The organism is Pseudomonas sp. FSL L8-0168 (assembly GCF_037976155.1).
Classification (GTDB): Bacteria; Pseudomonadota; Gammaproteobacteria; order Pseudomonadales; family Pseudomonadaceae; genus Aquipseudomonas; species Aquipseudomonas paracarnis.
On sequence record NZ_CP150262.1, the window covers coordinates 4,754,840 to 4,780,813 of the forward strand.

Genomic DNA, 25,974 nt, shown 5'->3' on the forward strand with positions numbered 1-25,974 from the left:
CATGCACTGTCAACCTGAGCACAAACACCAAGTTTACATCTGGTTAAAAAGCATACAGACCTGTTTGATTTGCGATGAGTGCACCGACTCGGCCGAGGCCGTGTGCAACGCCTGCGAAACAGAATTGCCATGGCTGATGGAACAATGCGAGCGCTGCGCACTGCCCTTGCCCATGGATGGGTTGATCTGCGGCCAGTGCCAAAAACAGCCTCCGGCCTTTCACCAAGTGATCGCGCCATGGACCTATAGCTTTCCAGTGGACACCCTGATCAGCCGCTTCAAGCATCAGGCGCGTTGGCCGCTGGGGCATCTGTTGGCGCGCCTGCTGGGGCAGCACTTGCAGCATCGCTTCGATAACGCCGAACTGGAGCGCCCCGACTGCCTGCTGCCCGTGCCCATGGCGCGTAAACGCCTGCGCGAACGCGGCTTCAATCAAGCGTTGATGCTGGCCCGCTGGCTCAGTCACGCCTTCGACATTCCCTTTGATGAGCATGCGCTGTTGCGCCCCCATGAAACCGTGGCGCAGCAAGACCTCGATGCCAAGACCCGCAAACGCAACCTGCTCAACGCCTTCGCACTGGCCCCCGGCATCGGAGTTGCCGGGCAACATGTGGCGCTGGTAGACGACGTCCTCACCACCGGCGCCACCGCCCACAGCCTTGCGCGCTTGTTGATAAATGCCGGCGCACGCCAGGTGGACGTGTATTGCCTGGCCCGTACGCCCAAACCCGGCAGCTGACTTGACTCCCCTGCGCCAGCGCGGCAACGTCGGCGCATCTCACCCAAGCGTATCTGCCATGTCTGTGCCCAGCCCTCTCAGCCAACACATCATCCGCCGCCCCCAGCGTATTGCCTTGCTGGGGCATATCGCCGAGCAGGGCTCCATCACCCGTGCGGCCAAGAGTGCCGGGTTGAGTTACAAGGCCGCCTGGGACGCCATTGATGAGCTGAACAACCTGGCGCAAAAACCGCTGGTGCAACGCAGCGTCGGTGGCAAGGGCGGTGGCGGCGCCAAACTGACGCAGGAAGGGGAACGGGTCCTGCGCCTTTATCAGCGCCTGCAACTGCTTCAGGCCGAGATCCTTGGCTCGGACGAAGCGGCCAGCGACTTCAACCTGCTGGGCCGCTTGATGCTGCGCACCAGCGCGCGCAACCAATTGCACGGCCAGGTCAGTACCATAGAGAGCCATGGCCACAACGACATGATCCGCCTGCAATTGGCCGGCGGCCTGCACCTCGACGCACAGATCACCCACGACAGCACCCTGCGCCTGGAACTGCAGACCGGCGTGGAAGTAGTGGCCCTGATCAAGGCCGGGTGGCTTGAATTACTGGTGGACGGGCAAGCTGAAACACTTGGACACAATTGCCTGGAAGGCAGGATCGAGACCATTCTCGCCGCCGAAGACGGCCCCAGCGAGGTGCGTATTGCCCTGCCCAACGGCCAAGTGTTGTGCGCGCTGGCGCCGCCCGTCGCGCTCAAGGCCATTGATGCAGCGCAAGGCCAGCCGATCCGCGTGCAGTTTGCACCCAGCCATGTATTGCTTGGCACCCCGGTGTAACGGGCGCGCGTCTTCAAGCTGCAACAATTCGGTCACAAGCGCTGCTTAAGGTGTCTGCAAAAACCTTAAGGAGCCTGTGATGAGCCTATTAGAAGAAAACCAAGCCACCGACCTTGAACAGATGGTGGGCCTGACCCGCCGTCGCTTTATCGGCGCAGGCGCCCTGTGCGGCGCCGCGATGTTCCTCGGCGGCAACCTGCTGAGCCGCAGCGCCCTGGCCGTGAATGCCGCTACCGCCAGCCCGTTGCTGGGGTTCACCAGCATCGCCGCCGCCACCAGCGACACCATCACCCTGCCACCGGGCTACAGTGCTTCGGTGTTGATCAGTTGGGGCCAGCCCCTGCACAAGAACGCCCCGGCTTTCGACCCGTCCGGCCATGGCACCGCCAAGGCTCAGGAACAACAGTTCGGCGACAACAACGACGGCATGAGCCTGTTTCCATTCCCCGGTGACGACAACCGCGCGCTGATGGCGATCAACAACGAATACACCAACTATCGCTACCTCTACGCCCACGGCGGCGCGCCACAATCGGCCGAAGACGTGCGCAAGGCCCTGGCCAGCGAAGGCGTGTCGGTGATCGAAGTACGCCGCAAAGGCGACACCTGGCAATTCGTCCAGGATTCACGCTACAACCGGCGCATCCACGGCAATTCGCCGATCCGTTTGAGTGGCCCTGCCGCCGGCCATGACTGGCTGAAAACCACCGCCGACAAGAGCGGCAAAAAAGTCCTCGGCACGTTCCAGAACTGCGCCAACGGCAAGACCCCGTGGGGCACCTACCTGACCTGCGAAGAAAACTTCACCGACTGCTTCGGCAGCAGCAACCCGCAGCAAACCTTCGACGCAGGGCAGAAGCGCTACGGCGTGGTGGCCGCCAGCAAGGACATTAACTGGCATCAGCACGACCCGCGCTTTGATATGGCCAAGAACCCCAACGAACTCAATCGCCATGGTTGGGTGGTGGAAATCGACCCGTTCGATCCGCAATCCACCCCGGTAAAACGCACGGCCTTGGGCCGCTTCAAGCACGAGAACGCGGCCCTCGCCGAAACCCGTGACGGCCGCGCCGTGGTGTACATGGGCGACGATGAACGCGGTGAATTCATCTACAAGTTCATCAGCCGCGATCAGATCAACCACAACAACCCGAAGGCCAACAAAGACCTGCTCGACCACGGCACCTTGTACGTGGCGATCTTCGACGCGGGCGACGGCAACGCCGACCACCCCAAGGGCAAAGGCCAGTGGGTCGAACTCACCCATGGCAAAAACGGCATTGACGCCAGCAGCGGTTTCGCTAACCAGGCCGAGGTGCTGATTCATGCGCGCCTGGCCGCCAGCGTGGTGAAAGCCACACGCATGGACCGCCCGGAATGGATCGTGGTCAGCCCTACCGATGGCCAGGTCTATTGCACCCTGACCAACAACGCCAAGCGCGGCGAAGAGGGCCAGCCGGCGGGCGGCCCCAACCCACGGGAGAAAAACGTCTACGGCCAGATCCTGCGCTGGAAAGCCGACGCCGATAACCACGGTGCCACGGACTTCACCTGGGACCTGTTCGTGGTGGCCGGCAACCCCGGCGTGCATGCCGGTAACCCCAAGGGCGGCTCGTCCAACATCAACCCGCAAAACATGTTCAACAGCCCCGACGGCCTGGGCTTCGACAAAGCCGGGCGCCTGTGGATCCTGACCGATGGCGACTACAGCAACGCCGGCGACTTTGCGGGCATGGGCAATAACCAGATGCTGTGCGCCGACCCGAGCACGGGTGAAATCCGTCGCTTCATGGTGGGGCCGGTGGCGTGTGAAGTGACGGGGATCAGCTTTTCGCCGGACCAGAAAACCTTGTTCGTGGGCATTCAGCACCCAGGGGAAACCGGTGGTTCGACCTGGCCGGAACACCTGCCCAATGGCAAACCCCGGTCTTCGGTGATGGCGATTCGGCGGGATGATGGCGGGATCGTAGGCGCCTGATAGACCGCTATCGCAGGCAAGCCAGCACCCACATTTCGATGTGTAAATACATGCCAGTGTGGGAGCTGGCTTGCCTGCGAAGGCGTCCGCACAACCACCGGCTATCTATGCTGTTACCATACCCGGCCGGACGCGGCGCCCTGCTGCGCGCAGGAGTTCGCATGGCCCACCCGTTTGAAACACTCACCCCAGACCTGGTGCTCGACGCCGTCGAAAGCATCGGTTTCCTCAGCGACGCGCGGGTTCTGGCGCTCAACAGCTACGAAAACCGCGTGTACCAAGTGGGCATCGAAGACGCCGAACCGCTGATCGCCAAGTTCTATCGCCCCCAGCGCTGGACCAACGAGGCGATCCTGGAAGAACACCGCTTCACCTTCGAACTGGCCGAGTGCGATGTACCGGTGGTCGCCCCCTTGGTCCACAACGGCGAGAGCCTGTTCGAACATGCAGGTTTCCGCTTCACCCTGTTCCCCCGCCGTGGCGGCCGGGCGCCGGAGCCAGGCAACCTCGATCAGCTTTACCGGCTCGGGCAACTGCTGGGGCGTTTGCACGCGGTGGGCTCCACCCGCCCGTTCGAACACCGCGAAGCCCTGGGGGTGAAGAATTTCGGTCACGACTCCCTCACCACCTTGCTTGAAGGCAACTTCATTCCCAAAAGCCTGTTGCCGGCCTACGAATCCGTGGCCCGCGACTTGCTCAAGCGTGTGGAAGAGGTTTACAAGGCCACACCGCACAAGAACATCCGTATGCACGGTGACTGCCACCCCGGCAACATGATGTGCCGCGACGAGATGTTCCATATCGTCGACCTGGATGACTGCCGCATGGGCCCAGCGGTGCAAGACCTGTGGATGATGCTGGCTGGTGACCGCCAGGAATGCCTCGGCCAGCTCTCGGAGCTGATGGACGGCTATCAGGAATTCCACGACTTCGACCCGCGCGAACTGGCGCTGATCGAGCCGCTGCGCGCCCTGCGCTTGATGCACTACAGTGCCTGGCTCGCACGACGCTGGGACGACCCGGCGTTTCCCCATAGCTTTCCGTGGTTTGGCAGCGAACGGTATTGGGGTGACCAGGTGCTGGCGTTGCGCGAGCAACTGTCGGCGCTCAATGAAGAACCGCTGAAGCTCTTCTGACCTGGCCCTGCCTCCTGTGGGAGCTGGCTGTCCATGCTCGCCCCCACGCTCTGCGTGGGCGCGCATCCTGTGACACTCCGCGTCACGATTTAAGAGCAGACGCAGAGCGTCCAAGGCGGCGTTACCACGCAGAGCGTGGGAACGAGCGTTGTCTGACAAATATCCTTACAATTGCGCTTTGTTAGCTGCCTGAGCAAGGATTCTGCAATGCAAGCCGCCAACCCCCGCAAGGGGTACATCCTGGGCCTGAGCGCCTATGTCATCTGGGGTCTGTTCCCGCTCTACTTCAAAGCCATCGCCAGCGTGCCCGCCGCCGAGATCATCGTGCACCGCGTGTTGTGGTCGGCCCTGTTCGGTGGGCTGTTGCTGATGGTGTGGAAACATCCCGGCTGGTTTCGCGAACTGCGCGACAACCCCAAGCGCCTGGCGATCCTGGCCCTCAGCGGTTCGTTGATCGCCGCTAACTGGCTGACCTATGTGTGGTCGGTGAACACCGGGCGCATGCTTGAAGCGAGCCTGGGTTACTACATCAACCCACTGGTGAATGTGCTGCTGGGCATGCTGATCCTCGGCGAGCGCTTGCGCCGTTTGCAATGGGTAGCGGTGGGGTTGGCAGCGATAGGTGTGGCGCAGCAGGTGTGGCAAGTCGGTAGCCTGCCGTGGGTGTCGCTGGCGCTGGCGCTGACGTTCGGCTTCTACGGTTTGATCCGCAAGCAGGCGCCGGTCAAGGCGCTGCCAGGGCTGGTGGTGGAAACCTGGATGCTGGTACCCATTGCGGTCGCCTGGTTGTTGTTCAACCCGACCGCCCACAGCGCGCAACTGGCGTTCTGGAGCACCTCAGAGGCCTGGTGGCTGGTGGCCGCAGGCCCGGTGACGCTGATTCCCCTAGTGTGCTTCAACGCCGCTGCACGGCATTTGCCCTACACCGCCCTGGGCTTTTTGCAGTATGTGGCGCCGACGCTGGTGTTGCTCGAAGCCGTGCTGTTGTTCGGTGAACACCTGGCGCCGAGCACGCTGATCGCCTTCGCCTTTATCTGGGCCGGGTTGGTGGTGTACAGCCTGGATGCCTGGCTGACCGTGCGTAAACGCTGATCAAATAACGTACAAACCTCTACAAGCCACGGCTTTCGTGGCTTGTAGCGTTCGACCCCAAGGTTATCCACAACCTGATCCCCGCCATTTGTGCACAAGCCCTTGAAACTGCTCGTTTTTTGCTCAACTTGCGCAGAAGGCCGGCGGACGTGGCCTGGCGTCGGGTCTCTACAGGTTATCCACAGGCCCATGCAAGATTTCCCTGCATAACCTTGCGGATCGTTATTCCTCCTGACGCAACTCCACCATCAAGTCATCGGCCAAGGTTTCCAAAGCCTCTTGCAGGGTTTCCAGCGATAGCGTGGCCGGCACTTGCAACAACGCCTCGGCGTTGAACAGCGGATCACCGCTCATGGGCGCCGGGCGCACATCGGTGCTCAGGCGTTCCAGGTTGACGCCCTGCTGGCTCAGCAGCGCGGTGATCTCACGCACGATGCCCGAGCGGTCATTGCCCACCAGGGTCATCAGGATCGGCTTGGACGCCGATGCCTGGCCGCTGCTGCCCTCACCCACCAACACGCGAATGCCATGGGTGGATAAATCCTCCAATGCCCCCACCAATGCCTGGCGCTGCTCGCTCGGCACGCTGACCCGCAGGATCCCGGCAAACTGCCCGGCCATGTGCGCCATGCGGCTTTCCAGCCAGTTACCACCATGACTGGCAATGTTCTGCGCGATGCGTTCAACCAGGCCGGGTTTGTCGGCGGCGATAATAGTGAGTACAAGATGGTCCATGGCGCAGTCCCTCGGTTGGTTGATCCTCGATTATAGACATGCCGCGTTTATCCAGAAGGGACGCGTGATCGTTAACGTCCATGGCAGGCAAACCAGCTCCCCCAGACAAATCGTGTACCATTTTTATATTTATCTGGAACAATCCAATAGTTTTTTGAGAACATCTGGTTCTCCGCTGTGACCGTACGACCAAAGTGGGTCGCTAAACGACGTATTTAGTCTAATTTTCACAACCGCAAGTCATCATGTAGTATGCCCAACCGTGCACTACATAATGAAAATCTGATAAAGCGCATAAGCTCCGCAGAGTGAGGCAAGCAATGACTGAACACGTTCAAGTCGGTGGCCTGCAGGTCGCCAAAGTCCTGTTCGACTTCGTGAACAACGAAGCCATTCCCGGTACCGGCATCACTGCCGACCAGTTCTGGGCCGGTGCCGACAAGGTCATCCATGACCTGGCCCCGAAGAACAAAGCCCTACTCGCCAAACGCGACGACTTCCAGGCGCGGATCGATACCTGGCACCAGACCCACGCCGGCCAGGCCCATGACCCGGTGGCCTACAAAGCCTTCCTGCAAGACATCGGCTACCTGTTGCCAGAAGCCGCAGACTTTGAGGCCTCGACCCAAAACGTCGATGATGAGATCGCACGCATGGCCGGCCCACAGCTGGTCGTGCCGGTGATGAACGCCCGCTTCGCCCTCAATGCCTCGAATGCGCGCTGGGGCTCGCTGTACGACGCGCTCTATGGCACCGACGCCATCAGCGAAGCCAACGGCGCCGAGAAGGGCAAGGGCTATAACAAAGTGCGTGGCGACAAGGTCATTGCCTTCGCCCGCGCTTTCCTCGACGAGGCCGCACCGCTCAGCGCCGGCAGCCATGTCGATTCCACCGGCTACAAAATCGTCGACGGCAAGCTGATCGTCAGCCTCAAAGGCGGCAGCAACAGCGGCCTGCGTGACGATGCCCAGTTGATCGGTTTCCAGGGCCCTGCGGCCGAGCCGATTGCGATCCTGCTCAAGCACAATGGCCTGCACTTCGAAATCCAGATCGACGCCAGCACCCCAGTCGGCCAAACCGACGCCGCAGGCGTCAAAGACGTGCTGATGGAAGCCGCGCTGACCACCATCATGGACTGCGAAGACTCTGTGGCCGCCGTCGACGCCGATGACAAAGTGGTGATCTACCGCAACTGGCTCGGCCTGATGAAGGGCGACCTGGCCGAAGAAGTGGCCAAGGGCGGCCAGACCTTCACCCGCACCATGAACCCTGACCGCGTCTACACCGGCGTGGATGGCAGCGACGTGACCCTGCACGGCCGTTCGCTGTTGTTCGTGCGCAACGTTGGCCACTTGATGACCATCGACGCGATCCTCGATAAAGACGGCAACGAAGTACCCGAAGGCATCCTCGACGGCCTGATCACCAGCCTGGCGGCGATCCACAGCCTCAACGGCAACAACACCCGCAAGAACAGCCGTACCGGTTCTGTGTACATCGTGAAACCGAAGATGCACGGCCCGGAAGAAGCCGCGTTCACCAACGAACTGTTCGGTCGCATCGAAGAGGTGCTGAACCTGGCGCGCAATACCCTCAAGGTCGGGATCATGGATGAGGAGCGCCGCACCACGGTCAACCTCAAGGCCTGCATCAAGGCGGCCAGCGAGCGCGTGGTGTTTATCAACACCGGTTTCCTCGACCGCACTGGTGATGAAATCCACACCTCCATGGAAGCCGGCGCGATGGTGCGCAAGGCGGCCATGAAGGCGGAAAAATGGATCGGCGCCTATGAGAACTGGAACGTCGATATCGGCCTGAGCACCGGCCTGCAAGGGCGTGCACAGATCGGTAAAGGCATGTGGGCCATGCCCGACCTGATGGCTTTGATGCTTGAGCAGAAAATCGCCCATCCGTTGGCCGGTGCCAACACCGCCTGGGTACCGTCGCCGACCGCTGCGGCCCTGCATGCGTTGCACTACCACAAGGTTGATGTGTTTGCCCGCCAGGCCGAACTGGCCAAGCGCGAGCGCGCTTCGGTGGACGATATCCTCACCATTCCTCTGGCCAGCAACACCGATTGGTCCGAAGAAGAGATCCGCAACGAACTGGACAACAACGCCCAGGGCATCCTCGGCTATGTGGTGCGTTGGATCGACCAGGGTGTGGGCTGCTCCAAGGTGCCGGACATCAACGATGTCGGCCTGATGGAAGACCGCGCCACCCTGCGCATTTCCAGCCAGCACATCGCCAACTGGCTGCGCCACGGCATCGTCAACGAAGCTCAAGTGATGGACAGCCTCAAGCGCATGGCGCCGGTGGTGGACCGCCAGAATGCCGGGGATGCGTTGTACCGCCCACTGGCTCCGGACTTCGACAGCAACATCGCGTTCCAGGCAGCGGTGGAGTTGGTGATTGAAGGGACCAAGCAGCCCAATGGCTATACCGAGCCGGTGTTGCATCGCAGGCGTCGGGAGTTCAAGGCCAAGAACGGCCTGTAATGGAAAAAAGCCCTGATCGAAAGATCGGGGCTTTTTTATCAGGTGTGTCAGTTAGACCGCGTTGCCTGAATCGCAGGCAAGCCAGCCCCCACAGGGGGATGCATTTCAAATGTGGGAGCCGGGCTTACCCGCGAAGAGGCCAGGCCAGTCACCCCACACTCAGGGCACCATCCCCAACTCCCGCTTTACCAACTTCGCCAACTTCACGCTATCAATCGGCTTGAGCAAGAAATCCACCACGCTCAAATGCATCGCATCAATCACATCCGGCGCTTCCGCGTCTCCAGACATGATGATGATCGGCAACGCCGCACGGGTGGACTCACGCACCTGGCGGATCAATTCCAGGCCATTGCTGGGCGCCATGCGCAGGTCGGTGATCAGCAAACCGATGGAACTGCTCGTCTTCAACAAATCCCACGCAGCCTCGCCACTTTCGGCAGTCATGCAGCGAATACCATCGAGCCCAAGGATTTCCGCCAGCAATTCACGCGCGTCCTTGTCGTCGTCCACGATCAAAACGCGTTGGGGGGGTAAATCGGGCTCCAGCATCACGGCGCTCAGCGCCTCGCGCTCGGCATCACTCAAAATATCGTGGTCGGACATACGTTTCTCAGCAGTTCTCATCAATCTCCCAGCACACTCGTCAGACATCTGCGGAAGGGCGAACAATGTGCACTTCGTCGGAAAGTTTGCCTAGTGGGCTTTCTACGGGTTTTGGACGATTGTCATGTAAGGTTTTTCCCTAGTTTTGCGCGGTATTCCTCGACCTAGACTTACGTCCAATGGGCACCCACTGCGCAGGAGTCGACCATGCAGCACGATAACGACAAAAACACTGCGGTCACTGTTATGAGTAAAGCTGATGCATTCGCACAGGCGGGTAAAACCGCGGTGTTGCAGAACATCCACGGCACCCTGCAATTCCTGCAACGCTTCCCGCCGTTCAACCAGATGGAACAGGCGCACCTGGCCTTCCTGGTGGAACAGTGCCAACTGCGTTTCTACGGCCCCGGCGACAGCATCCTCAAACCGTCGGGCGGCCCGGTCGAGCACTTTTATATCGTCAAGCAGGGGCGGGTCGTGGGTGAGCGGCCAGACTCGGCAGACACCACCTTTGAAATCGCCACCGGCGAATGCTTCCCCCTCGCCGCCTTGCTGGGTGAGCGCGCGACCCGTACAGAACACAAAGCCGCTGAAGACACCTTTTGCCTGCAATTGAACAAACCGGCCTTTATCAAGCTGTTCGCCCTGTCCAGCCCGTTTCGTGATTTCGCCTTGCGCGGGGTCAGCAGCCTGCTCGACCAGGTCAACCAGCAGGTACAGCAAAAAGCCGTGGAAACCCTCGGCACCCAATATTCCTTGAATACCCGCCTGGGTGAATTGGCCATGCGCCACCCGGTCACCTGCAGCCCGCACACAGCGTTGCGCGAAGCGGTGACCTTGATGCACGAACAGCAAGTCGGCAGCATTGTGATCGTCAACGAACACAAAGCGCCCCTGGGCATCTTCACCCTGCGCGATCTGCGCCAGGTGGTCGCCGATGGCACCAGCGACTTCAGCCAGAGCATTGCCGGGCACATGACCCAGGCGCCGTTTTACTTGAGCCCGGAGCACAGCGCTTTCGACGCAGCCATCGCCATGACCGAGCGGCATATCGCCCATGTGTGCCTGGTGCAAGACCAGCGCCTGTGTGGCGTGGTCTCCGAGCGTGACTTGTTTTCCTTGCAGCGTGTGGACCTGGTGCACCTGGCCCGCACCATCCGCAACGCGCCCCGGGTGGAAAACCTGGTGGCGATTCGCGGTGAAATCGGCCAGTTGGTGGAGCGCATGCTCGCCCATGGCGCCTCATCCACCCAGATCACCCACATCATTACGCTGCTCAACGACCACACCGTGTGCCGGGTGATCGAGCTGACCCTCGCGGAAAAAGGCGACCCCGGCGTGCCCTTCAGTTGGCTGTGTTTTGGCAGTGAAGGCCGCCGCGAACAAACGCTGTACACCGACCAGGACAACGGCATCCTGTTCGAGGCCAAGGACGCCGTCGAAGCCGCCGAAAGGCGTGAGCGCTTGCTACCGCTGGCGCAGCACATCAACCAAAGCCTGGCGCTGTGCGGCTTCAGCCTGTGCAAGGGCAATATCATGGCCGGCAACCCCGAGCTGTGCTTGTCCCGCGTGGAGTGGGCGCGGCGCTTCGGCGCGTTCATTCGTGAGGCGACGCCGGAAAACCTGCTGGGCTCAAGCATCTATTTTGACTTGCGCGTGGTGTGGGGCGAAGAGCGCGGTTGCGAGCAACTGCGCCAGGGCATTCTCGATCAGGTGGCGGATAACCGCTTGTTCCAACGGATGCTGGCCGAAAATGCACTATTGCGACGCCCGCCGGTAGGGCGTTTTCGCGAGTTCGTGCTGACCCGCAAAAATGGCGAAAAGGCCACCCTCGACCTCAAGGTGCAGGGCCTTACGCCTTTTGTAGATGGCGCGCGCCTGTTGGCCCTGGCCAATGGCATCCACGCCAACAACACCCTGGAACGCCTGCGCCAGTTGGTGGACAAGGCCGTGATCGAACCCCTGGATGGCGCCGCCTATGAAGAGGCCTACCACTTTATCCAGCAGACCCGCATGCAGCAGCACCAATTGCAGACCCGCGAGAACCTGCCCTATTCCAACCGCGTCGACCCCGACAGCCTCAACCACCTGGACCGGCGCATCCTGCGTGAGTCCCTGCGCCAGGCCCAACGCCTGCAAAGCAGCCTGAGCTTGCGGTATCAGCTATGAGTTTGTTTGGCTGGCTGCGCGCGAAAAAGCCCGGGCTCAACGCTGCGCAACAGCAGCGCCTGGAGCATTTACCCAAGCCCGCCGAACTGGGCAACGGCCCATTGCGCAGCCAGCGCTGGGTAGTGGTGGACCTGGAAACCAGCGGCCTGAACCTTCACCGCGACCAGGTGCTGTCCATCGGCGCCGTGGTCATCGAAGACGGTGCGGTGGATTTCTCCCAACTGTTCGAACGTACCCTGCAGCGCACCGACACCAAGCTCAGCCCCAGTGTGCTGATCCACGGGCTGGGGCCCAGTGCAATTGCCGCCGGCAGCGACCCGGCCGAGGCGTTGCTGGATTTCATGGCGTTCGTGGGCGACAGCCCTCTGCTGGCTTTTCATGCGCCGTTTGATCAACACATGCTGTGCCGGGCGCTCAAGGACAGCCTGGGGTATCGCCTGGCCCATCCATTCCTGGATGTGGCAGACCTGGCTCCGCTGTTGTGCCCTGAGGCGCATATCCGCGAGGCCGGGCTGGATGATTGGCTCAACCACTTCAGGCTACAGGCTGGCGAACGCCACCATGCCAGCGCCGATGCACTGGCGACGGCAGAGCTGATGCTGATCCTGTTCAGCCGTGCGCGGCAGCAACAGATAGACACGCCCCAGACGCTGCAAGAGCGTTTGGCCCAATGGAAACGGCGCAAACAGTCCCCTTCCCTTTAACGCTTCGCGCCCGACGCGGAGCATCGCGGGATGCATTCCCACGCCGAGCGTGGGAACGATCACCCGACAGACGCCAATTGCGCCCACCCCACGCCTCTGCGACAATCGCGAATAATTCTCGTTAGTTTAAACCTCTTGTTTATTCGGTGATGCCTTGTCGTCGGTCCAGACCCCACGCAGTGAGCTTGTTGGTGCGTTGTATCGCGACCACCGTGGCTGGCTGTTGGCTTGGCTGCGACGCAACGTGGGGTGCCCAAGCCGCGCCGAAGACCTGAGCCAGGACACCTTCATGCGCCTGCTGGGCCGTGACGAGTTGCGCGAGCCCCGCGAACCGCGGGCGTTCCTGGTGGCCATCGCCAAGGGTTTGCTGTTCGACTATTTCCGACGTGCGGCCCTGGAACAGGCCTACCTCACCGAATTGATGCTGATCCCGGAAAGCGAACAGCCTTCGCCGGAAGCCCAGCAACTGATCCTCGAAGACCTCAAGGCCATCGACCGCCTGCTCGGCAAACTGTCGAGCAAGGCCCGCGCCGCGTTCCTCTATAACCGCCTCGACGGCCTGGGCCATGCCGAAATCGCCCAGCGCCTGGGCGTGTCGGTGCCCCGCGTGCGCCAATACCTGGCCCAGGGCATTCGCCAGTGCTACATCGCACTGTATGGCGAGCCGTCGTGACCGCGATCGGCTCCAAACCGGTGTCGTCGCGCGTGCTGGATGCCGCGATTGCCTGGCAGCTGTCCCTCGACTCGGGCGACGGCAGCGCGGTGGAACAGGAAGAGTTCAGCAAGTGGCTGGCCAGTGATGAGGAACACGCTCGCGCCTGGCGCCAGTTGGGCATGCTCGACCAGCGTTTCAGCGTGGCCTCGGGCCCGGCTCGGGCGGCGCTGCTGCAGTCGCGCCACGGCATTCGCCAGCGCGTGCGCAAACTGGGCCGGGGCCTGGCCAGTATCGTGCTGGTGTGCGGCCTGGCGCTGTTTGCCGGTGAGCGTTACGTGCCTATTCACTATTGGCTGGCCGACCAGCGCACCGCCACCGGTGAACAGCGCACGCTGAAGCTGGCGGATGGCACGCGGATCAACCTCAACACCCACAGCGCCATTGATGTGCGCTTCGACGAAACACGCCGCTTGATCGTGTTGCAGGCAGGCGAAATTCTCGTCGAAACCGGCCACGATGATTCACGCCCTTTCTACGTGCAAACCCGCGACGGCAGCCTGCGGGCGCTGGGTACTCGGTTTATCGTCAAGCGCGAAGACGACGCTACGCGCCTGAGTGTGTTGCAGTCAGCCGTGGCCGCCCAGCCCGAGGCGTTGCACCACGAACAGGTGTTCAAGGCGGGCCAGCAGGTGCTGATGCGCAGCGACGGCCTTGGCCCGTTGCTGGCCGTCACCCCGGCCACCGATGCCTGGACGCGCGGCATGCTGGTAGTGGACAACGCTCGGCTGGGGGATGTGATCGAGGAGTTGGCGCGCTATCGCACCGGCTACCTGGGGGTGGATAACAACGTGGCCGACCTGCGCATCACCGGCAGTTTCCCGCTGCATGACACCACGTTGGCATTGAATGCGCTGTTGCCGACCTTGCCGGTGCAGATTGAGCAGCACACGCCGTGGTGGGTGACCGTCAAGGGTAAGCCTTAGGTTCTGCAGCGCCTGGGCGATTGCTATCGCAGGCAAGCCAGCTCCCACATTTCGAATTGCGAACACCTTCAACTGTGGGAGCTGGCTTGCCTGCGATGAGGCCCTCAAGCACACCTGCGAAAAATATTTTCACTCCCCCCTATCACTTTTCGATTCTCGCTCGGCACCTAGGCAATTGAGAAATATTTCCATTCAGGAGCCGCCCTTATGTCCCGCACGCTAGACACCTTGTTGCGCCCCAGCCTGTTAGCCATGGCGATCGCCCTCAGCGCCCCGCTCGCCAGCACCCCGCTGATCGCCGCCGAACAAGCCTCCAGCGTGCGCGCCTATAACCTGCCCGCTGCGCCCCTGGCCACCACCCTGAACCAGATCGCCAGCCAGGCCGGCCTGGCGCTGACCCTCAACCCCGCACTCGCCGCCGGCAAGACCTCGGCACCGGTCAAAGGCCAGTTCGATGCGCAGGGCGCGTTGCGGGAAGCCTTGCGGGGGACGGGGTTGCAGTTGGAGCAGAGCAGTGCGGGCACTTACACCCTGATGCCGGTCCCGGAGGGCGTCGTTGCCTTGCCGACCACCAACATCACCGGCCAAGGCAGCTATGAAAGCGCTTGGGGGCCGGTGGAGGGATATGTTGCAAAGCGCACCGCCGCCGGCACCAAAACCGATACTGCGCTGGTCGAGGCACCACGCTCGATCTCGGTAGCCACCCGCGAGCAAATGCAGGACCGTAACGTGCAGAACCTCGACGATGCGGTCAAATACATGCCCGGTATCGTGTCTGCCAGCTACGGCAGCGACACCCGTTACGACTGGATGCGCGTACGCGGCTTCGAGCCGACGCAATTCCTCGATGGCCTGCCACTGCCCCGTGGCGTGTACGCCAACCCGAAAGCCGAAACCTGGAACCTCGACCGCCTCGCCCTGCTGCGCGGTCCGGCCTCGTCAGTCTATGGCCAGACCCCTCCGGGCGGCCTGCTGGATATGGTCAGCCGCCGCCCCAGCGCTGAATCGCGCCACGCCATCCAGATGCAATACGGCAGTGACAACTATCGCCAGATCAATTTCGAAAGCACTGGCAAGATCGATGATGAGGGCCAGTTTCTCTACAGCGTTGGCGGCGTGGTGCGCGATGCCGGTACCCAGGTCGATCACATCGACAACAAGCGGTACAACATCGCACCGAGCTTGACCTGGAATATCGACACCGATACCAAGTTGACCTTGCTGTCGCAGTTCACCCGCGACGATACCGGGGCGACCAGCCAGTTCCTGCCGATAGTCGGCACCAAGATCAAGTCGCCACTGGGTGACGTTTCGCATCATAAAAACCTGGGCGATCCGGACTACGAGTTCTACGACCGTACCTATTACGCACTCGGCTACGCATTCGAGCACCGCTTCAACGATACCTGGCAGTTCAAACAGAATCTGCGTTACACCAAATCAGAATTGTCGTTCCAACAATTGACCGTGGGCGCCTTTGCCTGGGCACCGGTCGACGCCGAAGGCAATATGGACCGTTCTTCGACCAACGTGGACGAGAACATCGGACAATTGGCGGTAGATAACAACTTTCAGGCCGACTTCTCCACCGGCGACGTCACCCACACCCTTCTACTCGGGCTTGACCACCAGCGTACCGATACCTCGTACCTGTCGATTTACGGACAGGCCGGACGAGTCAACATCTTCAACCCGGTCAACACCACGCCAGTTGAACGCCCCGCACGCTCCGGCGCTTTCTACGACTACAATCAGAAAACCGTCCAGACCGGCCTCTACGTCCAAGACCAGATGGCTCTTGATAACTGGCGCTTGACCCTGGGTGGCCGTGAAGACTGGGTGCACCAAGGCACTACGTACCTCAACAAAAACGACGCGACCAATACTGACCGCAGCAAGAATTTCAGCGGTAACGCGGCACTGAGCTATGTGTTCGACTCGGGCTTCGTACCGTATATCTCCTACGCCGAATCTTTCCAGCCGGCGAGCAACGCCAGCGCCTCTCCTACAGAATCCTATAAGCCCACCGAAGGCAAGCAGTGGGAATTGGGGATCAAGTACCAACCGCCGGGTTCGAACACGCTACTCAGTGCCGCGCTGTATGACCTGACCCAGAAGAACGTTCTGGTCAGCAGCTTCCAGTCCGGTGGTGTTTCTGTCACCGACCAGACCGGCGTAGTGAAAGTCAAAGGCCTGGAGCTGGAAGCCGTATCTGACGTGACCGAAAACCTCAAAGTGATCGCTGCCTACACGTTGGCCAAATCCGAAGTGCAAAAAGGCGAGTTCAAAGGCAACCGCCTGCAACTGATGCCTAACCAACAAGCGTCCTTGTGGACCGACTACACCTGGCACACCGGCGCGCTCGACGGTTTCGGTATCGGCTTCGGCGCCCGCTACACCGGCAACACCTACGGCGACCAGGCCAATACCTGGGCCGGCAAGGCCAACGCCTACACCGTCTTCGACGGCGCGCTGCACTATGACCTCGGCCGCCTGGACAACAGCCTCAAGGGCGCGTCGGTGAAAGTGAACGCGACCAACCTGTTCAACAAAGACTACATTTCCACCTGCGATGGCTCCTATTGCTACTTCGGCGACCAACGCAGCGTAGTCGCCAGCGCCACCTACCAGTGGTAATCAGCTGAGCTAACCACCAGGCCGCCCAACAGGGCGGCTTTGGTGCATCTGAAGGCTAGACAATGAAAAGCAAAACCATCCGCCGCTGGTCCTTCATCCACACCTGGACCAGCCTGATCTGCACCGTATTCCTGCTGCTGCTCGCCCTCACCGGCCTGCCGTTGGTGTTTCACCACGAGATCGACCACCTGCTGGGCAATGAACCCGAACTGGCGCAGATGCCTGCCGATACGCCCCGGCTCAACCTTGAGCAGCTTGTGGCTAAAGCCCAGGCCCATCGCCCCGGCGAGGCCATGCAGTACCTTGCCTGGGACGAAGACGACAAGAACGGTGTGATCGCGATCATGGCGGCCACAGCCGGCACTGAGCCGAACTCGTCGCACACCTTCATGCTCGACGCCCGCACTGGCCAAGCAGTGGAAACCCCCGCAGCCAATGGCGGGCTGACCCTGTTCCTGCTGCGCCTGCATGTGGATATGTTTGCCGGGTTGCCGGGCAAGTTGTTGCTGGCGTTCATGGGCCTTCTGTTTGTGCTGGCGATTATCTCGGGCACGGTGTTGTACCTGCCGTTCATGCGTCGCTTGAAGTTCGCCACGGTGCGCCAGGACAAGTCCACTCGCCTGCGCTGGCTCGACCTGCACAACCTGATCGGCGTGGTCACTTTGACCTGGGCGTTGGTGGTGGGGGTAACCGGCGTGATCAGCGCCTGCGCCGACCTGATCATCGCCGCCTGGCGCCAGGACAGCCTCAGCGCCATGATCGAACCTTACAAGAACGCCCCGCCGCTGACCCAACGCGCGCCCGCCACCGAGTTGTTGAGCATTGCCGCCAAGGCCGCTCCGGGTATGGAGCCAGACTTTATCGCCTTCCCCGGCACGCGTTTTTCCAGCGAACATCACTACGCCGTGTTCATGAAGGGCAGCACCCACCTGACCTCCCATTTGCTGACCCCGGTGCTGATCGACGCCAGCACCCTGGCCGTCACCGCCATCGCCGAACGGCCTTGGTACATGGACGCCATGGGCATGTCCCAACCCCTGCATTTCGGTGATTACGGCGGCATGCCAATGAAGGTCCTGTGGGCGGTGCTGGATGTGTTGACCATCATCGTGCTGGTGAGCGGCATTTACTTATGGATCGTACGGCGCAAGGCGGCCAAGGTATGAAGCCGCGGCAGTCGAATGTCTGGAAGGTCTTTGCCATACCGCTGGGGATCGGCCTGCTCAGTGCTGCCGGGTTGTTTGCGGCGTTGCTGGGCGATGGGTGGTGGGATTCGTTGAGTTGGATCGGGCTCGGGATACCGGCAATGATGGGGGTATGGGGGTTGGTTAAGCGGCGCGCCTGAGGTCGCTATCGCAGGCAGGCCAGCTCCCACATTTTGACCTGTGAACACAGTCCAATGTGGGAGCTGGCTTGCCTGCGATGAGGCCCGCAAAAACAACGCGGCCCCTCGCCAGGCACCGCACAACCCTCTAGGCTAGCCACACTTCACCTCGAGGAATGCCCATGTCCGCCCCCAGCATGACCTTGTTCCACAACCCCGCTTCGCCCTTCGTGCGTAAAGTGCGCGTGCTACTGATCGAGACCGGCCAGCAGGATCGTGTGGCCCTGCACGCGTGCCTGCCCACTCCGGTCAACCCGGATGCCGAAGTGCTGCAAGGCAACCCCGTGGGCAAGATCCCGGCCCTGCGCCTGGCCGACGGCTCGGTATTGCACGACAGCCGGGTGATTCTCGATTACCTCGACCACCAGCATGTCGGCAACCCGCTGATCCCCCGCGACGGCTCGGCCCGCTGGCGGCGCCTGACCCTGGCCTCGATGGCTGACGGCATCATGGATGCCGCCGTGCTGGTACGTTACGAGACCGCCATGCGCCCGCCAGAAAAACACTGGGCTCCCTGGCTGGATGAACAGCGCAACAAGATCCGCCGCGCCCTCGCCGAGCTGGAGCGGGACGCCATTGCTGAACTGGCCAGCTACTTCGACGTCGCCGCCATCAGCGTGGCCTGTGCCCTGGGCTATATCGACTTTCGCCACCCGGATATTCAGTGGCGCTCGGACACTCCCAAGCTCGCCGCCTGGTACGCCGAAGTCAGCCAGCGGGCTTCGATTCAGCAGACCCAACCCCCGGTTTGACCAGCCCCCTGTAGGAGCGAGCTTGTTGTGGCGAGGGAGCTTGCTCCCGCTCGACAGCGCAGCTGGAGCCGGCTTTATCAGGGGCGCTTCGCACCCCAGCGCAAGCAAGCTTGCTCGCCACCACAAGCTCGCTCCTACAGTGAGAGGCGGTGTGATTGAGGAAGTTGACCATCCTCGCTTTCATCCGCTGATCTTCGCGCAGCCCGATCATTGCACTTCCCCCACCTTACGCTTGCCCACCCCATACCAATCCAGTTTGCGCGTCAGCACCATCACCGTACCCAGCAGGCCAAACAGCAGCAGCGAGCCCATCAACAGTGCGTAATCCTCGGCACTGAGCAAGCCGTACAGCAAGCCATACAACGCCGCCAACCCTGCCGAAAACCCCAGGCCGTGGGCGACGCTGCGCAGCACATGGCACACGTAGAAGCCGATCAACACCACACAGGCGCTGGCCGATATCAGATAGGCCAGGGCAAAGCCCAGATGCTCGGACAACGACAACAGCAACAGATAGAAGAACGCCAGCGCCACGCCCACCAAGGCGTACTGAATCGGGTGCACCGCCAGACTCTTGAGCACTTCGAACAGAAAGAAACCAGCGAAGGTCAGCGCGATAAACAACAGCGCGTATTTGATCGCCCGGTCGCTCTTGAGGTATTGGTCTACCGGGTCGATGAAATTCACCCCGAAGCTGCGGTTGTTGAAGTCGTCACAACCCTGCCCGTCCAGGCAGTTCTGCAGGGCTTGTTCCAGGTTGGTGGAGAAGAAGGACGTCTGCCAGTTGGCGCTGAAGCCTTGGTCGGTAACTTCACGCTGAGCCGGCAGGAAGTTGCCGATAAAACTCGGGTGCGGCCAGTTGGACGCCAGTGATACCTGGCTGGTCTTGCCCACGGGCACCACTTGCAGTTGTTCGGTACCTTGCAGGCGCAGGTCGAAGGCGAAGTCCAGCACGGCCGCTTTCTTGCCGTCTTGCGCAGGCAACGTCACATGCACGCCCTCACCCAGCCAGTCCACTTGCGAACCCGGCGAGAACTCCAGGCGCTGATCGCCCAGTTCCAGCTTCAACGCGTTTTCAATACCACGAATATCGCTGATCCCCACCGCCAGAAACGCCGGCTCAAAGCGGTAGTCGGCAAAGTCTTCGGTGATCCCCAACTGCGCCGGCAACTCGAAACGCCCGCTGATACGGTTGTCGGCATGGAACAGCCGCGCCTGGTAAATGCCCCGCGCACGCAGTTCGGTTTGCACTTTGCCGTCGAGCTCAAAACGGTCCGGCAGGAAATACAGACGGCCGCGTTCTTCACGGGTTTCTTCGTAGCGCTTGTTGAGCTTCTCATTGAGCTTCCACTCGCGCACCGTCTTGCGAAACGGCACCACCATCACCGGCCCGGTGAGGCGCTGGGCAAAGCTTGAGCTGCGGGCAATGTCCATCAGTACGCCGTCGCGCAGTTGCTGACGGTCGCTGATGATGCCGTTGATCATCAACAATGGAATCAGCAACAGCAGGATCAGCAGCGCAATCGCGCCCAATTTGAAAAGCAGGTTGCGGTTCATGGGTCTCTCCCTGTTTTGATGGGGAGAGTCTGCCCAGTCGGTATGGGGGATTTATGTGGGCAATGTGGAGACTGTGTGGAGATGCAGCACCGCTTGCACGCCGCCCGGTACGTTGCCGATCTGCAACGAGCCGCCGTGCAGCTTCATCACCTCCTCGACAAAGTTGAGCCCCAGGCCCGTACTTTTGCGCCCGCTGGCCGGGCGCGGCAGCGAGTAGAAACGCTCGCTCAGGCGCGGCAAGGCGTAGTCGGGAATCGCCTGCGCCTGGTTGAACAGGCTGACCTGCACCTCGTGATGCCGCACCAGCGCGCTGAACCTCAGCGTGCCGCCGGGTGGGGTGAAATCCAGAGCGTTGTCGAGCAGGTTGCCCAGGGCCTGGCGCAGCAGGAAAGGTTCGCCAAATACCCGCACATCGGCGGCGATGGCCTGCTCGACGTGCAAGCCGGCGCCTTCGACCCGCGCACATTGAGCCTTCAACACATCCTCAACCAGGGCTGCCAAAGAAATGCTCGACTGCTCTTCCAGACCTTGGCGCTGTTCCACCTGGGCCAGGTTCAACAGGCGCTCGATCAGCTGTTGCAGGCGCGCACTTTCGCTGTCGATATTGCCGACAAACCGCTGCTGCTGCTCACGGCTCATGTCGCCCTGCAACAGCTCCGCCGCACCCCGAATCGCCGCCAGCGGGCTCTTCAATTCATGGGTCAGCGTATGCACGTAGCGCTCTACGTAAGCCTTGCCTTCCAGCTGCGTGCGCATGTGTTCCACGGCGCTGGATAACTGCTTGAGCTCGCCGCCGCGATAATGCGGCAACTCGGCGCGGCGGCCCTCGCTCACGGCTTCGGCATAGGCGGTAAGGCGTCTGAGGGCCGCCGTCAGCCACCACGACAATAGCGCGCCCAGCAGCAGCCCGAGGGTGACCAGCCCGGCGCCGTACCACAGCAGGCGCCGCTCGGTGCGATCCACGTAGGGTTGCAACGAGCTGTTGGGCTTGGCTACGGTGACCACGCCGATGATCTGCCCGTTGTCACGAATCGGCGCCCCCACGTGCATCACCGATGAGGTGGGGTCGTCTGCGTCGCTGCGGGTGGAGCGCGCACCGTATTCGCCGCGCAGGGTCAGGTACACGTCGTTCCATTTCGAATAGTCCTGGCCGACTGCTTCACCGCTGGAGTCGAGCAATACCCTGCCTGTGGCGTCGGTCACGTAGATGCGATGGTTGACCTGGTTTTTCGGCAGGCCCCAGATCGTCGCTCCCGGCTGGCGACTGCCATAAGCCTTGAGCAATTCGGGCCAATGGCTCTGGCCGAGGGTGCCGTTTTTAACGTCTGCACGCAGGATTTCAGCCAGCAGGTTGGCGGTGTCCACCAATGTTTCTTCGGTGGACTGGCGCACGCCGGGGCGGATTTCCTTCATCACGGTGTTGAGCACGAAGTAGCCGGTCAGGCCGATAAACAGCGCATACACCAGGAAAATCCGCAGCCCAAGGCGCATCAGCTGTGGCTCGGGCTGTAGCTGTAGCCGAGGCCGCGATGGGTCTGGATCGGCTCGGCATCCGCCGCCACACTCCTGAGCTTGCTGCGCAGGCTCTTGATATGGCTATCGATATTGCGCTCATAACCGGCATCAAAGGGTACGCCCACCGCATCCAGCAGTTGTTCGCGGCTGAACACGCGCTCGGGTTGGTCCAGCAGACTTTGCAGCAGGCGGAACTCATGCCGCGTGAGGCTCAAGGGTTGGCCGCGATAGAGAATCTGCATGCGTTCCAGATCCACTTGGAACAGGGTTGGCGCCACACCCGGGCCGACCCGCTTGAGAATCGCCCTGACCCGCGCCGCCACTTCCCGCGGGCTGAAAGGCTTGACCACATAATCGTCGGCACCGATCTCCAACCCCACCACCCGGTCGATCTCGGCATCCCGCGCACTGAGGAACATCACCGGCACTTCACTGAAGCGGCGCAATTGCTTGCAGGTTTCAAAGCCGGTGATGTCCGGCAGGCCGATGTCGAGGATGATCAGGTCAGCCGGGGTCTGGCGCTGATGCTCCAGCGCCGCCTGGCCGAGCGTCAGCCAAGTGGTGGTGAAGCCCTCGCCTTGCAGGGCAAAGATCAGCGTGTCGGCTATCGCCGCTTCGTCTTCGACAATCAGGATGTGCGGCATGGGTTCAATCAGCAGTCCGGTTTGTCCGCAGTGTAGCGACGTGCCGGGTTTACCGCAGCGCCAAATTCACGCAAGGCCTTGGCGCCGATCAGCAGCGGGTAGTTGAAGCTGCTGCGGTCGGTGAGGTTGACCTCGACGGTGCGCTTGACGTCGCCCAGGCACATCTCCAGATCGATCACCGGGCGCTTGGCCACGCTGGCTTCGTCCTTGTCATCGTCTTCGTCGGCGCGGCTCTTGATCTTGCTGATGCGCGATACCTTGTGCTCGTAGACCTTGTTGCCAGCGTCCTTGCCGCCGAGGCGGAAGCGCACCCAGTCGTCGCCATCACGGGTGAAGGTTTCGATGTCGCGGGCCGACAGCGAGGCGGTCAGCGCGCCGGTGTCCATCTTGGCCTTGAAGGTTTCGCCGATCTCCGGCAACTGGATGTATTCGTAGCGACCGTAGAGCGTGGGCTCGGCCGCCATGACAGGGACGGCAACCAGAGCGAACGCAGCAAGGAGTAATTTCACGGCAGGATTTCCTCGAAAGAAGTGGGCGGAGTCTAGACCGCAAACACGGCACTTAGTTGGCTGAGCGAGCATATCGCGCACAGTGTGAAACATTCGTGCGGCATTTTGCGATTTGGCCTCTAGACTCACCTTGCTTATCATGGCCCGCCCACAGAATTCCAAGAGTTGCTTATGCGCCGCCTGCTCACCGGCTGTCTGGTTACACTGCTGCTGTTACTCAACACGCTGATCCTGATCGGCCCCTTGATGGTCTTCGCCCTGCTCAAGCTGGTGGCGCCGGGCCGCTCGCGTGACTATGCGTCCTGGGCGGTGATGTGGATCGCCGAGACCTGGGCCGAGATCGACAAGCTGATCTTCTCGCTGTGCATTCCAACCCAATGGGATATTCGCGGCGGTGAGGACCTGCGCAGGGACACCTCCTACCTCGTCATCAGCAACCATCAATCCTGGGTGGATATCCCGGCGCTGATCCAGGCGCTGAACCGGCGCACGCCGTTCTTCAAGTTCTTCCTGAAAAAAGAACTGATCTGGGTGCCCTTCCTCGGCCTGGCCTGGTGGGCGCTGGATTACCCCTTCATGAAGCGCTACACCAAGGCATTCCTGGCCAAGCACCCGGAGCTGGCGGGGCAGGATCTGAAAATCACCAAAGAGGCCTGCGAGCTGTTCAAGCGTCAGCCGGTGACGGTGGTCAATTACCTGGAAGGCACGCGGTTCAGCGAGGCCAAGCGTGCGCAGCAAAGTTCACCCTTTACTCGACTACTCAAGCCCAAGGCAGGCGGCGTGGCGTTTGTGCTGGCAGCAATGGGTGAACAGCTGGACGCGGTACTCGACGTGACCGTGGCCTACCCACAACAAAAGATTCCAGGGTTCTGGGACCTGATCAGCGGCGCGGTGCCGAAGGTGATCGTGGATATCCGCACCCGCGAGCTGGACCCGGCGTTGTGGCAAGGGGATTACGAGAACGATCCGGCGTTTCGCCAGACCCTCCAGAACTGGGTCAACCAGCTCTGGAGGGAAAAGGACCGTCGAATTCACGAACTGCTGGAAAACAGTGGGGAGCAACGATGACCGCCTGGCCCCGCAAGATGCTACGAAACCTGACTATAGACAGCGGAAAGCGTGCTTTCGGGCAAGGCCGTTGAACAGAGCTGTCGCTGACCAAGCATTATCAATTCCACCCAGCACAATAGAACGAAGCCCAGGCGACAGATCTTCGACATTTTTTTTGAAGCGACTCGCCGATGCTGTGTAGCTGTCAGAGTGAATCCCCATCTCTTCCAGGCGCGAGCGCAACGCTTGATCATCAGCGCCACTGCGTGAAAGAGGAGGCGGACTGAAATAGTTTTTGATGTCTGGAGTTTGTGTCCCGTTGATATTCAAAACGCCACCACTCATAGGTCATTAATGAAACCTCCCAAGGTCGTCGTAAACGAGACCTTGGAAGGTACCTTTATTGTGGTGTCTTGCTTCTTACGGTTCCCTACAACCTTGTGATATTTACCGGTATGACATTTCAGTCTTGCTCGTTATAAAAACGACCTTTGCGCAGGTAACTAGCTACCGGTTCCCCAGGCTTGAGCCAATTTGCCCAATACGGAGCTGCTGGCGCCCTCGCCGCCGAGGTATTTCAGGATTACCGGGGCAAACTGGCCGATCATGCCGCTGTCCATGCCCAAGGCGCTGAAGGCGGTGTTCAAGTCATTGGTGCTTTTCACATTGCCCAATAGGCCGTCCAGGCCGCTGGTCTTGCTGCCGCCGGTTTGGCCGAGCATCCCGCTCAGGGCACCGAGGCTGCCCAATGCGTTATTACCTGACAACTTGTCGAGACCCGGCACAGTGCTGCTCAACTGCGAGAAGTCGTTGCCGCTGAGTTTGTTCTTGGCCAGGCCCAGCATGGCGCCCGTGCCGCCCACCGCTTGCTCGGGGGTGATGTTCAGTTGCGAGGTCAAGGCCGTCAGCAGGTCGGCCGTCTCCGACGTAGGCGCGGCGGCAGCGGCCTTGTTGTTGCCACCCTGCATGCCGGAAATGGCGTTGGCTGCATCGCCAAGGCTGAAACCTGCTGCGAACACCGGGCCAGCGGCCACGGTCAACAGGCAGGACAGGGCAAAACCGCGTGAAATCTTCATCGAAACAACCTCTGGGTATAGGGGTAAAAGCAGGCGTTGGACTGGGTAACCCGTCGGTTGTTCCGGAGCCCCTCAGGAACCCATCGAGGATAAGCGGGTCCATGAACTGACTATAGAATTTGTCGAGAAGAGACTTATGACTGCGATCCAACCCCCAGTGATTGAGCACAAGCCTGCGTTCTGGAGCCGCCCTCGCCTGTTCATCGGCGCCTGCGTGGTGGTGGTTGCCGGTATCGGCGGCGCGCTCTACACCCAGGACAGCGTCAAATCCGCGGCGACATTGGTGACCACGACCCAACAGCCGGCCGCACAGATCATGGCCCACAAGGACTACCTGGAAGTAGAACCGATTGCCTCCACGGCACCAGCACCGGACCAGAGCCTTGAACTCTGGGCGATTCCCAAAGACGGCACACCGGTGTCCCTTGGACTGTTGCCGGAGGATGGCAAAGGCATCATCGGCCTGAACCCACGCCAACAGGAAACCATCAGCAAGCCGGTGGAATTGATGGTGAGCTCGGAAACCAAGGGTGGTTCGGTGAGCAAGCAGCCAACAGGCCCGACCGTCTACCAGGGTGCATTGGCCACTCGCTGATCGGGCCGCACACTCGTTTCAAACTGTGGGAGCGGGCTTGCCCGCGATTGCGGTGGGTCAGCGACATAGATGTCGACTGATTAGCCGCTATCGCGGGCAAGTCCGCTCCCACATTGGCTCATCAGTGCGTTGAAAAT

Annotated in this window: 24 protein-coding genes; 16 read left to right on the top strand and 8 right to left on the bottom strand. The window is 61.1% G+C overall.

Annotation, left to right across the window (positions count from 1 at the left end):
- Position 1 precedes the first annotated feature (1 nt).
- From MHH62_RS21905 to rarD, 5 genes are all read left to right on the top strand, one after another.
- Positions 2-739 carry a ComF family protein gene (locus MHH62_RS21905; protein WP_073451751.1) on the top strand — a complete coding sequence of 246 codons (738 nt, stop codon included), beginning with the start codon at positions 2-4 and terminating at the stop codon, positions 737-739.
- 58 nt (positions 740-797) lie between these two features.
- Positions 798-1,562 (top strand): TOBE domain-containing protein, encoded by a 765-nt coding sequence (locus tag MHH62_RS21910; RefSeq protein WP_069868804.1) that lies wholly within the window; start codon positions 798-800, stop codon positions 1,560-1,562.
- Between the two features lie 79 nt (positions 1,563-1,641).
- The gene (locus MHH62_RS21915) at positions 1,642-3,540 is read left to right on the top strand and encodes a PhoX family phosphatase (RefSeq protein WP_020302158.1); all 1,899 of its coding nucleotides are present in this window, start codon (positions 1,642-1,644) and stop codon (positions 3,538-3,540) included.
- Positions 3,541-3,701: 161 nt separating this feature from the next.
- Positions 3,702-4,676 carry a serine/threonine protein kinase gene (locus MHH62_RS21920; RefSeq protein WP_003194811.1) on the top strand — a complete coding sequence of 325 codons (975 nt, stop codon included), beginning with the start codon at positions 3,702-3,704 and terminating at the stop codon, positions 4,674-4,676.
- A gap of 207 nt (positions 4,677-4,883) precedes the next feature.
- The gene (gene rarD / locus MHH62_RS21925) at positions 4,884-5,768 is read left to right on the top strand and encodes an EamA family transporter RarD (protein ID WP_020302157.1); all 885 of its coding nucleotides are present in this window, start codon (positions 4,884-4,886) and stop codon (positions 5,766-5,768) included.
- Positions 5,769-5,990: 222 nt separating this feature from the next.
- Here rarD and MHH62_RS21930 read toward each other — a convergent pair whose 3' ends face one another.
- Complete coding sequence (locus MHH62_RS21930; protein WP_003194815.1) at positions 5,991-6,503, bottom strand: ACT domain-containing protein; 513 nt, start codon at positions 6,501-6,503, stop codon at positions 5,991-5,993.
- 320 nt (positions 6,504-6,823) lie between these two features.
- On the opposite strand from MHH62_RS21930, the gene MHH62_RS21935 reads away from it, so the two are divergent.
- On the top strand, positions 6,824-9,001 hold the full coding sequence (locus tag MHH62_RS21935) for a malate synthase G (RefSeq protein WP_019817415.1): 2,178 nt from the start codon (positions 6,824-6,826) through the stop codon (positions 8,999-9,001).
- Between the two features lie 159 nt (positions 9,002-9,160).
- Here the strand turns inward: MHH62_RS21935 and MHH62_RS21940 are convergent, their stop codons facing one another.
- A complete protein-coding gene (locus tag MHH62_RS21940; RefSeq protein WP_019817416.1) occupies positions 9,161-9,607 on the bottom strand; it encodes a response regulator in 447 nt (148 codons plus the stop codon).
- A 246-nt stretch (positions 9,608-9,853) separates the two neighbouring features.
- On the opposite strand from MHH62_RS21940, the gene MHH62_RS21945 reads away from it, so the two are divergent.
- The 8 genes from MHH62_RS21945 to MHH62_RS21980 all read left to right on the top strand — a co-directional run bounded on the left by MHH62_RS21945 (position 9,854) and on the right by MHH62_RS21980 (position 18,891).
- A complete protein-coding gene (locus MHH62_RS21945) occupies positions 9,854-11,776 on the top strand; it encodes a putative nucleotidyltransferase substrate binding domain-containing protein (RefSeq protein ID WP_032902344.1) in 1,923 nt (640 codons plus the stop codon).
- Positions 11,773-12,480 (top strand): 3'-5' exonuclease, encoded by a 708-nt coding sequence (locus MHH62_RS21950; RefSeq protein ID WP_014720216.1) that lies wholly within the window; start codon positions 11,773-11,775, stop codon positions 12,478-12,480. The genes MHH62_RS21945 and MHH62_RS21950 overlap by 4 nt, the downstream gene beginning before the upstream one ends.
- A gap of 154 nt (positions 12,481-12,634) precedes the next feature.
- Entirely contained in the window at positions 12,635-13,153 is a 519-nt protein-coding gene (locus tag MHH62_RS21955; RefSeq protein WP_019817419.1) for an RNA polymerase sigma factor, read from the top strand.
- Positions 13,150-14,118, top strand: coding sequence for a FecR family protein (locus MHH62_RS21960; RefSeq protein ID WP_072435419.1), 969 nt, complete (start codon positions 13,150-13,152; stop codon positions 14,116-14,118). The genes MHH62_RS21955 and MHH62_RS21960 overlap by 4 nt, the downstream gene beginning before the upstream one ends.
- A 207-nt stretch (positions 14,119-14,325) precedes the next feature.
- Entirely contained in the window at positions 14,326-16,755 is a 2,430-nt protein-coding gene (locus MHH62_RS21965; RefSeq protein ID WP_339231894.1) for a TonB-dependent siderophore receptor, read from the top strand.
- 62 nt (positions 16,756-16,817) lie between these two features.
- Positions 16,818-17,921, top strand: a complete 1,104-nt coding sequence (locus MHH62_RS21970) for a PepSY domain-containing protein (RefSeq protein WP_020302152.1) — start codon at positions 16,818-16,820, stop codon at positions 17,919-17,921.
- Complete coding sequence (locus tag MHH62_RS21975) at positions 17,918-18,100, top strand: hypothetical protein (protein WP_014720221.1); 183 nt, start codon at positions 17,918-17,920, stop codon at positions 18,098-18,100. The genes MHH62_RS21970 and MHH62_RS21975 overlap by 4 nt, the downstream gene beginning before the upstream one ends.
- A gap of 161 nt (positions 18,101-18,261) precedes the next feature.
- Positions 18,262-18,891 (top strand): glutathione S-transferase, encoded by a 630-nt coding sequence (locus MHH62_RS21980; RefSeq protein ID WP_339231897.1) that lies wholly within the window; start codon positions 18,262-18,264, stop codon positions 18,889-18,891.
- Positions 18,892-19,098: 207 nt separating this feature from the next.
- On the opposite strand, the gene creD is transcribed toward MHH62_RS21980, so the two are convergent.
- Genes creD through MHH62_RS22000 form a run of 4 tightly spaced genes read right to left on the bottom strand, consistent with a single transcriptional unit; the run spans position 19,099 to position 23,116 of the window.
- The gene (creD, locus tag MHH62_RS21985; RefSeq protein ID WP_014720223.1) at positions 19,099-20,448 is read right to left on the bottom strand and encodes a cell envelope integrity protein CreD; all 1,350 of its coding nucleotides are present in this window, start codon (positions 20,446-20,448) and stop codon (positions 19,099-19,101) included.
- Between the two features lie 51 nt (positions 20,449-20,499).
- Positions 20,500-21,939 (bottom strand): two-component system sensor histidine kinase CreC, encoded by a 1,440-nt coding sequence (gene creC, locus MHH62_RS21990; RefSeq protein WP_019817424.1) that lies wholly within the window; start codon positions 21,937-21,939, stop codon positions 20,500-20,502.
- On the bottom strand, positions 21,939-22,607 hold the full coding sequence (creB, locus tag MHH62_RS21995) for a two-component system response regulator CreB (protein WP_019817425.1): 669 nt from the start codon (positions 22,605-22,607) through the stop codon (positions 21,939-21,941). Before creB ends, creC begins: the two co-directional genes overlap by 1 nt.
- Before the next feature lie 8 nt (positions 22,608-22,615).
- Entirely contained in the window at positions 22,616-23,116 is a 501-nt protein-coding gene (locus MHH62_RS22000) for an ATP-dependent zinc protease (protein WP_038451777.1), read from the bottom strand.
- Between the two features lie 171 nt (positions 23,117-23,287).
- On the opposite strand from MHH62_RS22000, the gene MHH62_RS22005 reads away from it, so the two are divergent.
- Positions 23,288-24,184: an acyltransferase gene (locus tag MHH62_RS22005; RefSeq protein ID WP_020302148.1), complete on the top strand. Its 897-nt coding sequence runs from the start codon at positions 23,288-23,290 to the stop codon at positions 24,182-24,184.
- 33 nt (positions 24,185-24,217) lie between these two features.
- Here MHH62_RS22005 and MHH62_RS22010 read toward each other — a convergent pair whose 3' ends face one another.
- Positions 24,218-24,496 (bottom strand): hypothetical protein, encoded by a 279-nt coding sequence (locus MHH62_RS22010; protein ID WP_133633502.1) that lies wholly within the window; start codon positions 24,494-24,496, stop codon positions 24,218-24,220.
- A 173-nt stretch (positions 24,497-24,669) separates the two neighbouring features.
- A complete protein-coding gene (locus tag MHH62_RS22015) occupies positions 24,670-25,242 on the bottom strand; it encodes a DUF2780 domain-containing protein (RefSeq protein ID WP_020302147.1) in 573 nt (190 codons plus the stop codon).
- A 136-nt stretch (positions 25,243-25,378) separates the two neighbouring features.
- On the opposite strand from MHH62_RS22015, the gene MHH62_RS22020 reads away from it, so the two are divergent.
- A complete protein-coding gene (locus MHH62_RS22020) occupies positions 25,379-25,837 on the top strand; it encodes an anti-sigma factor (protein ID WP_019817428.1) in 459 nt (152 codons plus the stop codon).
- The last annotated feature ends 137 nt before the right edge of the window (positions 25,838-25,974 follow it).